Annotated in this window: 7 protein-coding genes and 1 rRNA gene; all 8 read left to right on the top strand. The window is 30.0% G+C overall.

The window, feature by feature from the left end; translation table 11 throughout:
* Positions 1-179 precede the first annotated feature (179 nt).
* The 8 genes from rrf (at position 180) to uvrA (ending at position 11,243) form a co-directional block, all read left to right on the top strand.
* A 5S ribosomal RNA gene (gene rrf, locus KGF38_RS04270) occupies positions 180-296 on the top strand.
* A gap of 465 nt (positions 297-761) precedes the next feature.
* Positions 762-1,832: an ABC transporter ATP-binding protein gene (locus KGF38_RS04265; RefSeq protein WP_054271861.1), complete on the top strand. Its 1,071-nt coding sequence runs from the start codon at positions 762-764 to the stop codon at positions 1,830-1,832.
* On the top strand, positions 1,816-2,685 hold the full coding sequence (locus KGF38_RS04260) for a carbohydrate ABC transporter permease (RefSeq protein ID WP_074179237.1): 870 nt from the start codon (positions 1,816-1,818) through the stop codon (positions 2,683-2,685). The genes KGF38_RS04265 and KGF38_RS04260 overlap by 17 nt, the downstream gene beginning before the upstream one ends.
* Positions 2,686-2,722: 37 nt before the next feature.
* Positions 2,723-3,583 carry a carbohydrate ABC transporter permease gene (locus KGF38_RS04255; RefSeq protein WP_054271859.1) on the top strand — a complete coding sequence of 287 codons (861 nt, stop codon included), beginning with the start codon at positions 2,723-2,725 and terminating at the stop codon, positions 3,581-3,583.
* Between the two features lie 30 nt (positions 3,584-3,613).
* Entirely contained in the window at positions 3,614-4,918 is a 1,305-nt protein-coding gene (locus KGF38_RS04250) for an ABC transporter substrate-binding protein (protein WP_054271858.1), read from the top strand.
* Positions 4,919-4,980: 62 nt separating this feature from the next.
* Positions 4,981-6,243 (top strand): alkaline phosphatase family protein, encoded by a 1,263-nt coding sequence (locus tag KGF38_RS04245; RefSeq protein WP_074179238.1) that lies wholly within the window; start codon positions 4,981-4,983, stop codon positions 6,241-6,243.
* A gap of 149 nt (positions 6,244-6,392) precedes the next feature.
* Positions 6,393-8,399, top strand: a complete 2,007-nt coding sequence (gene uvrB / locus KGF38_RS04240) for an excinuclease ABC subunit UvrB (RefSeq protein WP_054271856.1) — start codon at positions 6,393-6,395, stop codon at positions 8,397-8,399.
* Between the two features lie 18 nt (positions 8,400-8,417).
* Entirely contained in the window at positions 8,418-11,243 is a 2,826-nt protein-coding gene (gene uvrA, locus KGF38_RS04235; RefSeq protein WP_054275755.1) for an excinuclease ABC subunit UvrA, read from the top strand.
* Positions 11,244-11,368 lie beyond the last annotated feature (125 nt).

The raw sequence follows: 11,368 nt of genomic DNA, 5'->3' as shown, positions 1-11,368 counted from the left end.
GTCGAAGGTGTAAGTGCAGCAATGTATTTAGCTTATCGATACTAATAGGTCGAGGACTTGACCAAATTATTTGATGTCCATTCAATAAAATATATGTGTAGTTTTTAGAGTGTTAACTCTAAAGAAACTAGTATTACTAGATTCTAAAAACTTAATAGAAATATTAAGCATAAAGATTATGTGGTTACAATAGCAGAGAGGATACACCTGTTCCCATTCCGAACACAGAAGTTAAGCTCTCTAGCGCTGATGGTACTTGGTGGGAAACTGCCTGGGAGAGTAGGACGTAGCCACGTAATCTTTTTTGAGTAAATTTATTAAAATTAAAAAAAGTTTTGTTTTTTATGTTTAGACCCTACAAATTTGGGACATAATATAATTGTAAAACTTAATATAGCAAAAATAAATTACTCAATCTCCCCCACTTAAAGGCCTCTATCCCCCATAGAGGTCTTTTTTATTTTCTTTTATTTTCAACTCTAATCTTATAAAAATAAAGAGTCTTATATATCATTCTGTAAATTAAAATTCTCTTGTTATACTAAATATTAAATATAGAAACTATAGAAAGTTATAAATAATATAAATAGCATATTCATTTAAGTTTAGTATATTTAACAAAAAATGTTTACAATTTAACCTTCATTTTAATAAGTTTACTATATATTCACTTTGTCTTAATATATCCTTTACAAATTAAGAGTATTATTAATCTATAAGCAAATCATAAAATGAAATCAAATATTTTAGGAGGATAAAAAATGGCAGATATAAGACTAGAAAATGTCACAAAATCTTATAATAAAAAAAATACCGTTATAGAAAACTTAAATCTTACTATAGAAGATGGTTCTTTTACAGTGTTGGTAGGCCCAAGTGGATGTGGTAAATCTACTACACTAAGAATGATTGCAGGTCTTGAAGATATAACTTCAGGTAAATTAAAAATTGAAGAAAATGATGTAACAAAAACGGATGCTAGTAAAAGAGATATAGCTATGGTATTTCAGAACTATGCATTATATCCACACATGACTGTCAAAGAAAATATAGAATTTGGTCTTAAGAATAAGAAAGTACCTAAAGAGGAGAGAGAACAACTTATAACAGAAGTTATTGATGTGGTAGGATTACAAGAATATTTAAATGTGAAACCAGGTAATTTATCTGGAGGTCAAAGACAAAGAGTAGCACTTGCTAGAGCTATGGTTAAAAATCCAAAGGTATTTTTAATGGATGAGCCATTATCAAATTTAGATGCTAAATTAAGAAACCAAATGAGAACAGAATTAATACAATTACATCAAAAACTAAAATCTACATTTGTTTATGTAACTCATGACCAAGTTGAGGCAATGTCGATGGCAGATAAGATAGTGATAATGAACAAAGGTAAGATAATGCAAATAGGTTCCCCAAAAAAAATATATCAAAATCCTAAAAACTTATTTGTAGCCCAGTTTATTGGAAATCCTTGCATGAATATACTAAATATCAAAAATGATGTTAAGCTTGGATTTAGACCAGAAAAAGCAACACTAGAGAGTATAAATATAGATGGAAAAAATGATGGTGTATTTAGCTTATTTGGAAAAGTAGTTACTAAAGAAGTCTTGGGAAATGAAACTATATATTGTCTATCTGTTCTTGATAGTGAGATAAGAGTTAAAACAGAAAATGATATATTTGATATTGGAAGAACCTTAAGAATAAGCGTGTTAGAAAAAGATTTATATTATTTTGATAAGTATGGAGAAAGAGTAGAAGATTTAAAAAAATGTAAAAATATGTATTCTAAAATCAAAGGAGATATTTATGAAAAAGCAATTTAACAAAGCATATTTATATATAACACCTGCTATTATAGGAACTCTTTTGTTTATAGTATATCCAATAATCAAGACAATATCTTTAAGTTTTAAATCAGGAAGTCTTCTTAGTTCGACTTTTGAAAATGTAGGTTTAAATAACTATACAGAACTCTTAAAGAATCCAGAATTCATACAAACTATAACTAATACAGCAATTTATACTTTCTTTATGGTAGTTATATCTATTTCATTAGCTATAGTACTTGCTGTTTGGTTAAATAAAAACTCTATAATACACAATTTAACGCAAAGTATAATCTTTACACCACATGTAATTTCACTAGTATCTGTAGCTGTATTGTGGCTTTGGATTATGGAGCCACAATATGGCTTTTTAAACTGGATACTGTCAACACTACATTTACCAACATCAAAATGGCTTTCAAGTGAAAGCTCAGCTTTAATGTCACTGATTCTAATAGGAATATGGAAAACTCTTGGATATAATATTTTAATAGTGTTGTCAGGTCTTAAATCCATACCAAACTATATATATGAGGCATCTAAATTAGATAACGCGAACAAGATAACTAATTTCTTTAAAGTGACATTGCCATTATTGTCACCAACAATATTTTTTCTTATGATAACAACAACAACTGCATCATTTCAAGTGTTTGATGAGATAAGTATAATGACACAAGGTGGGCCATTAGGTTCAACCAATATGTTGTCTTATTATATATATGAGTCTGGATTTATATATTATGATATAGGACAAGCAAGTGCAGCGAGTATGTTTTTACTAGCTATAGTTATGATTGCTACATATGCTAATTTCAGATTACTGTCAAAGAAAGTTCACTATCAATAAAAAAATAGACATAAGGCCTATCAAGAAGGAGGAGAAAATGGATATTATACAACCTATCAAAAAAGACAAAATTAATATAAAGAAAATAGCATCAAAATCAATAGAAGTATTAGTTTTATTACTTTTATCTGCAATATTTATATTTCCTTTTATATGGATGTTATCGACATCTTTTAAAAATCCACAAGAAATGATGCAATTACCACCTACTATAATACCAAATGATATAGTGTTAGAAAATTATAGCACAGCATGGAATTCAGGACCATTTTTTAGATATTTACTAAACAGTGTATTTGTAACAGGAAGTGTTTTAATCATACAGTTTTTAGTGATGGTTCCAGCAGCTTATGCATTTTCTAAAATTAGATTTAAAGGCGAAAAGGTATTATTTGGACTTTTACTTATAGGGCTTATGATTCCACCACAAGTAACTTTTTTACCAGTATATATGATGATGAGTAAGTTTGGATTTATAAATACATATGTTCCACTTATAATTCCATTTATGACATCTTCATTTGGTATATTTCTACTTAGACAAAATTTCATGCAGATTTCAGATGAGATTATTGAAGCAGCTAAACTAGATAATGCTTCTGATTTAAAGATAATGTTTAAAGTAATGGTTCCTATGGCAAAACCAGCAGTAATAACATTTATATTATTCAATTTTATATATCATTGGAACAATTACTTCTGGCCTCTAGTAATGACAAATACAGATGCCATAAGAACTTTACCAATAGGGGTGGCACTTCTTAAATCTTCAGAAGGTATTACTGCATGGAATGTAATAATGGCAGGAAATATAATTCTAATTTTACCAATAATTCTTGTATATATATTTGCAAATAAAAAGGTAAAAGAAGCTTTTATGTATTCAGGAATAAAATAAAAAATTAAAGACTAAATTTGGAGGATGAAAATGAAGCTTAAAAGAAAATTAGCAACAGGATTAGCAATAACATTATTATTAGGTTCTTTAGTTGGGTGTTCAAATTCTAATGATTCAAATACATCTAAAGGGGAAAAAACTGATAGCAATATTACAAAGATAGATTTCTGGGCTCCTTTGGGTGGAACTAATGGAGAAACTGCACAAAAAATGGTTGACCAGTTTAATAGTGAGCATAAAGATGTACAAGTAAATATGCTAAAACAGAAAGATTACTATGAAAATGCAACAAAATTACAGGCAGCCTTAACTTCTAAAGACCAACCAGATGTAACATTACTAGAAATAACTCAAACAGGTACATTTGCATCAGCAGGAGCTTTAGTAGATATGAGCAAGTATTTTGATAAAACATACCAAGAAAGATTTTTTTCTGGTCTTTTAACAAATTCATATTACGAAAACAAGTTTGTTGGGATGCCATTTAATAGAAGTACTCCAATATTATACATAAATAAAGATATGGCAACTAAAGCAGGTCTTGACCCTTCAGGTCCAAAGTCATGGGAAGAACTTAAAAATTATGCTAGTAAGATGACGAATAAATCAGAAGATACTTATGGTTTTGAAACACCAATAGATATTTGGTTCTATGAAGCTATGGTAATGCAAAGTGGTGGAGAAATAACTAATGGTAAAAAAGTAGCGTTTAATAATGAAGCAGGGCAAGCACCAGTTAAATTCTGGCAAGATATGATGAAAGATGGAATAATGAAAATGCCTCCTGGAGAAGATTATAATGCTTGGGATGTGGCAAAACAAGATTTTGTAAATGGTAAAGTAGGCATGATATTTACATCAACAGCTGATTTAGCAGGACTTATGCAACAAACAGAAGGTAAATTTGAAATATCAACAGCATTTTTACCAAAGAATCAAAAATACGCAACTCCTACAGGTGGAGCAAATCTAGTTATGCTTGAAGGTGGAACAGATAAAGAAAAAGAAGCAAGTGCAGAATTTATAAAATGGATGACTCAAACAGATAAGATAGTTCAATTCAGTTCATCAACAGGGTACTTACCAACAACTGAAGATGCAACTAAGTCTGAAAAATTACAAACACTATATAAAGAGAAACCTCAATATAAAGTTGCAACTGACCAGTTACAATATGCTGTAGCACTTCCAATGTTAAATGGATATAAAGAAGCAACTGATAAGCTAATGGATGAAATTAAAAAGGGACTTACTGACTTAAATGTATCTCCAAAAGATGCAGTAAGTAAAGGAACTTCTGCAATGCAAGCAGTAATAGATAAAACAAATAAATAATTATTTATAGCCATAAACTGATTAAAAGTATTTAATAATATATGAATGAAGAGGTAATGTAAATGACAAAAGTTATAGTATTATCAGTAGATTCTTTATTTGAAAAAGACTTGAAATTTGTAAAAAATCTCCCAAATTTTAAATCTATATTAGAGAATTGCTCTATAGTAAAAAATATAAATTGTGTATATCCTACTTTAACATATCCATGCCATACTAGCATGGTTACAGGAGTATATCCTAAAAAGCATGGTATATATCATAATGAAAAATTTGACCCAAATAAAGAAAATAAAGATTGGTATTGGTATTCAAAGGATATAAAAACAAAAACTATTTTAGATGTAGCAAAAGAAAATAATTTAACTACATCTAGTGTATTATGGCCTGTAATGGGAGCAAATCCAAATATAGACTTTAATATTGCAGAAATATGGGCACCTAATAGAGACGATGATCCAAGAGAGACTTTTGAAAAAAGTTCTAGTAAGATTATAATGGATAGTATTTATAATAAACATTGTCATTATATTGATTGGAAGCTAGAACCTAACATGGATTTGTTTGGAGTAAACTGTGCAGTAGATATTATAAAGGACTATAAGCCTGATTTAATGTTGATACATTTGGCGACATTGGACCATACAAGACATAATTATGGATTATTTAATGAGCAAGTGGATGAAGCATTGAAAATGAATGATGAATGGCTAGGAGATATAATTCAAGCTACAAGGGATGCAGGTACATATGAAGATACAAACTTTATAATACTTGGAGACCATGGTCATCTTAGAGTTGACAAAGTTATAAATCCAAATGTTTTACTTGAATCAAGAGGATTTATAACAGTAGAAGATGGAGAAGTTAAACATTTTGATGCCTATGTAAATTCTTCTGGTATATCAGCTCAGATAATAGTAAATAACTTAGATAGATTAACAGAGTTAAGAGAACTACTTGAGGAGTTTAAAGAAGAATTATTCATAGAAAATATTTTTAGCAAAGAGGAAGCATCTGAACTTGGTCTTGAAGGTGATTTTGAAATGGTAATTGAAGGAATTGAAGGAATTTCGTTTGGTAATGATGTAGAAGGAAATATTATAAAGGATTCTGATATAAAAGATTATAAATTTGCTGTTGCAACACATGGTCATTTACCTACTAAGGGTAATAGACCTCCATTTATAGCTTTTGGACCTAATATTAAAAGTGGTGTGGTTATAGAGAATGGAGATTTGAGGGCACATGCAGCAACTATATTAAAGTTATTTGGTTTAACGTTGGATGGAGCTGAAAAAGAGGCATTTGATTTTATCATATAAATTGGATGAAGTATTTATTTTCCATGTATTATAGACTTCTATTGTAAAGATAGAAGTCTTTTTTTATATTTTAGATTTAAGTAAAATTTAAATGGGTAAAATATTTAAAATAACTTAAACAATTTTATAAAGGTATGATATAATAATAAATGTTAGGAACTAATGTTCGAAAAAGGAGTGATACCGTGGATTTTAAAATAAAATCAGACTTCAAACCTACAGGTGACCAACCAGAAGCTATTAAATCAATAGTGGATTCTATAAATAGAAATGAGAAATTTTCAACATTATTAGGAGTAACGGGTTCAGGAAAAACATTCACAATGGCAAACATCATTCAGCAAGTTAAAAAACCTACCCTAATAATGGCTCACAATAAGACACTAGCAGCACAGCTTTACAGTGAGTTTAAAGAATTTTTCCCAGACAATGCAGTTGAATATTTTGTAAGTTACTATGATTACTATCAACCAGAAGCATATGTAGCTCACAGTGACACTTATATAGAAAAAGATGCAAGCATAAATGATGAAATAGATAAACTTCGACATTCTGCTACGGCATCTATTTTAGAAAGAAGAGATACTATAATAATATCATCTGTATCTTGTATATATGGACTGGGTGATCCAAAAGACTATAAAGAACTTATGCTATCTATAAGACCAGGTATGCAAAGAGACAGAGATGATGTAATAAAAAGGTTAATAGAGATACAATACGAAAGAAATGACATAAATTTTACAAGAGGTACCTTTAGAGTTAGAGGAGATATACTAGAGATATTCCCAGCAAGTAACGATGAGAAAGCAATAAGAATAGAGTTTTTTGGTGATGAGGTAGATAGAATAACAGAGATTGATTATGTAACAGGAAAGATTGTTGGTACTAGAAACCACATTGTTATATTCCCCGCATCTCACTATGTAACAACACCAGAAAGAATTGAAAAGGCAATTGTAGAAATAGAGGACGAACTTCAAGAGCAAATAAAATTTTTTAAGGAAAATGATAGACTTTTAGAAGCTCAAAGAATTGAACAAAGGACTAAGTACGATATAGAAATGCTAAAAGAAATAGGATTTTGTCAAGGTATAGAGAACTATTCAAGACATATTACAGGTAGAGAAGAAGGAGAAAAGCCATATACTTTAATGGATTTCTTTCCAGATGATTATTTAATAATTGTAGATGAGGCACATGTTACTATACCACAAGTAAGAGGTATGTATGCAGGAGATAGGTCTAGAAAAACATCTCTTATAGAGAATGGATTTAGATTACCTTCCGCACTTGACAATAGACCATTAAATTTTCAAGAATTTGAAGGAAATATAAATCAGATGTTGTTTGTAAGTGCTACACCAGGGCCTTATGAAATTCAACATTCAGAAACTATAGCAGAACAAATAATAAGACCAACTGGACTTTTAGACCCAATTGTAGAAGTAAGACCTATCAATAATCAGATAGACAATTTGGTAGGAGAAATAACTAAAACTATAGAAAAAAATGAAAGAGTACTTATAACCACTTTAACCAAAAAAATGAGTGAGGACTTGACTAATTATCTTAAAGAGATAGGGATAAAAGTTAAATATTTGCATTCAGATATAGTTACATTAGAAAGAACCGAAATAATAAGAGATTTAAGACTAGGAAAGTTTGATGTACTTGTAGGAATAAATCTACTTAGAGAAGGATTAGATATACCAGAAGTTTCACTTATAGCAATTTTGGATGCTGATAAAGAAGGTTTCTTACGTTCCGAAACAGCATTAATACAGACTATTGGACGTGCAGCTAGAAATGAAAATGGAAGAGTAATCATGTATGCAGACAGAATAACTGATTCAATGCAAAATGCTATTGATGAGACAAAGAGAAGAAGAGATATACAAAATCTATATAATGAAGAACATAATATTACTCCTAAGACTATACAAAAAAGTATAAGAGATAGTATAGAAGCTACTAAGGTAGCAGAGGAAGAAGTTGTATATGGAATCTCTGACACAGATGATAAAGATGAAATAAGAGATAATATAGAAAAATTAAAATCAGAGATGATGGAGGCTGCTCAAAACTTACAATTTGAGAGAGCAGCAGAACTTAGAGATAAAGTAAAACAATTAGAAGAAAAATTGGAAAAATAGAAAGGTAAAAACAACATTATGGAAGATAAAATTATAATAAGAGGAGCAAAAGAACATAATTTAAAAAATGTAGATTTAGAATTACCAAGAGATAAATTTATTGTTTTTACAGGGTTATCAGGTTCTGGAAAGTCTTCTTTGGCATTCGATACAATATATGCAGAAGGTCAAAGAAGATATGTAGAGAGTCTATCAGCATATGCTAGACAATTTTTAGGTCAAATGGAAAAGCCAAATGTAGAATATATTGAGGGGTTATCACCAGCTATATCAATCGACCAGAAGACTACTTCAAAAAACCCACGTTCTACTGTTGGAACAGTAACAGAAATATATGACTATTTAAGATTATTATTTGCAAGAGTAGGAGATGTATATTGTCCTACATGTGGTGAAAAAATAAGTCAAATGACTATCCAAGAAATAGTTGATAAAATGCTAGATTTTCCAGATAGAACGAAATTACAAATACTTTCACCAATTGTTAGAGGTCAAAAAGGTACACATAAAAAGGTTTTTGATAATATCAAAAAAGAAGGATTTGTAAGAGTTAGAGTCAATGGTGAAAATTATGAAGTTAGCGATGATATAGTTCTGAATAAAAATCAAAAACATAATATAGAAGTTGTGGTAGACAGAATAGTAATTAAAGATGGAATTGAATCTAGATTGGCAGATTCGATTGAGACTGCAGTTAAGTTATCAGATGGTCTTGTAATAGCTCAAATAATAGATGGAGAAGAAATTCTTTTTTCAACTAAATTTGCATGTCCAGAACACGGAATTGGTATAGAAGAATTATCTCCAAGAATGTTCTCATTTAATGCTCCTTTTGGTGCTTGTGATGTTTGTAATGGTCTTGGAGAAAGTAAAGAAGTTGACCCAGAGTTAGTCGTACCAAATAAAGATTTGTCAATAAAACAAGGTGCGGTTGCAGCATGGGGGTCAACAGGTGTTAATGATGATACTTACTATAGTAAAATGATAAAAAGTTTAGCAGAACATTTTAATGTATCTTTGACAACACCATTTAAAGATTTACCAGAGGATTTTGTTGAGGAATTACTTTATGGTAAGGACAATATAATTGTAGAGTTTACTTATGAATCAAAATTTGGAGGAACTAGAAATTATAAGTCGTACTTTGAAGGAGTAATAGTAAACTTAGAGAGAAGATACAACGAAACTAACTCGGAGTACATGAGAGATAAGATTGAAGAATATATGGCAGAAAGACCATGTCCAAAATGTAAAGGTATGAGACTTAAAAAAGAAGTCCTATCTGTTTTGGTTGATGGTAAAAACATAATGGAAGTTACAAACTTATCTGTAAATGAATTAATTGATTTTATGGAAAATATAACCCTTACAGAGAAACAGAGATTTATAGCTCATGAGATTATAAAAGAAATAAAAGGAAGAGCTATGTTCTTAAGAGATGTAGGTCTTGATTATTTGAATTTATCAAGAAAAGCTGGAACTCTATCAGGAGGGGAAGCACAACGTATAAGATTAGCAACTCAAATAGGTTCTGCACTTGTTGGGGTTTTATATGTACTTGATGAACCAAGTATAGGACTTCATCAAAGAGACAATGATAGGCTTATAGGTACACTTAGACACTTAACAGACCTAGGAAATACCTTAATTGTTGTAGAGCATGACGAAGACACAATGAGAGAGGCTGATTATGTTTTAGATATTGGACCAGGCGCAGGTATACATGGTGGTGAGATAGTTGCACAAGGAACTTTGGATGAAATAATTAAAAATGAAAACTCAATAACAGGTCAGTATCTAAGTGGTAAAAAACAAATATTACTTCCTGAGACTACTAGAGAAGGAAATGGAAATTTTATAGAAATAATTAAAGCATCAGAAAATAATCTGAAAAATATAGATATAAAATTCCCATTAGGTAAGTTTACTTGTATAACAGGTGTTTCAGGCTCTGGTAAAAGTACACTAATAAATGACATACTTTACAAAGGTGTAGCAAGTAAAGTAAATAGACTTAAACAAAGAGCTGGTAAACATAAAGAAATAAAAGGAATTGAAAATATAGATAAAGTTATAAATATAGACCAAAGTCCAATTGGAAGAACACCTCGTTCAAATCCTGCTACTTATACAGGTGTATTTGATTTTATAAGAGATATTTTTGCAGCAACTAATGAAGCTAAGGCAAGAGGTTATAAAAAAGGAAGATTTAGTTTCAATGTAAAAGGTGGGAGATGTGAAGCTTGTAAGGGTGATGGAATAATAAAAATAGAAATGCATTTCTTACCTGATGTATATGTTCCTTGTGAAATTTGTAAGGGTGAAAGATATAATAGAGAAACACTACAAGTAAAATACAAAGATAAAACTATATCTGATATATTGGATATGAATGTGGAAGAAGCTGTTGAGTTTTTCGAAAACATACCAAATATAAAAAGAAAATTAGAAACTTTAATGGATGTAGGTCTTTCATACATCAAATTAGGTCAGCCTTCAACTCAATTATCAGGAGGAGAAGCACAACGTATAAAATTAGCTGCTGAGCTTAGTAAAAGACCAACAGGAAAGACATTGTATATATTAGATGAGCCTACTACTGGACTTCATATGGCAGATGTAGACAAGCTAATCCAAGTGCTACAAAGATTAGCAGATACAGGAAATACAATTATAGTTATAGAACATAATTTAGATGTCATAAAGACTTGTGATTATGTAATAGACCTAGGACCAGAAGGTGGAGATAAAGGTGGAACTGTAGTTGCAACTGGAACACCAAAAGAAGTATCTAAAGTTGATGGGTCTTATACTGGTCAATTTTTAAAGAAATATTTTTCTTAAATCATCTAAAATGTGATAAGTTTTAAAATTAGAGATATAAACTGATTATATCTTTTAGAAGCTAATTAAATATAAGTTGTAAGCAGTCAATAAAAGTATAAAGTCCATATTGCTCTTCATAAGGT

The organism is Clostridioides sp. ZZV14-6387, assembly GCF_020657835.1.
GTDB classification, from domain to species: domain Bacteria; phylum Bacillota; class Clostridia; order Peptostreptococcales; family Peptostreptococcaceae; genus Clostridioides; species Clostridioides difficile_A.
Note: the sequence above shows the minus strand (reverse complement) of the source record. Positions and strands in the feature narration are given on the sequence as shown.

What these genes read in the sequence shown, in the direction of transcription:
- KGF38_RS04265 (WP_054271861.1), top strand. Translation starts at nt 762, where the DNA reads ATGGCAGATATAAGACTAGAAAATGTCACAAAATCTTATAATAAAAAA.
- KGF38_RS04260 (WP_074179237.1), top strand. Translation starts at nt 1,816, where the DNA reads ATGAAAAAGCAATTTAACAAAGCATATTTATATATAACACCTGCTATT.
- KGF38_RS04255 (WP_054271859.1), top strand. Translation starts at nt 2,723, where the DNA reads ATGGATATTATACAACCTATCAAAAAAGACAAAATTAATATAAAGAAA.
- KGF38_RS04250 (WP_054271858.1), top strand. Translation starts at nt 3,614, where the DNA reads ATGAAGCTTAAAAGAAAATTAGCAACAGGATTAGCAATAACATTATTA.
- KGF38_RS04245 (WP_074179238.1), top strand. Translation starts at nt 4,981, where the DNA reads ATGACAAAAGTTATAGTATTATCAGTAGATTCTTTATTTGAAAAAGAC.
- uvrB (WP_054271856.1), top strand. Translation starts at nt 6,393, where the DNA reads ATGTTAGGAACTAATGTTCGAAAAAGGAGTGATACCGTGGATTTTAAA.
- uvrA (WP_054275755.1), top strand. Translation starts at nt 8,418, where the DNA reads ATGGAAGATAAAATTATAATAAGAGGAGCAAAAGAACATAATTTAAAA.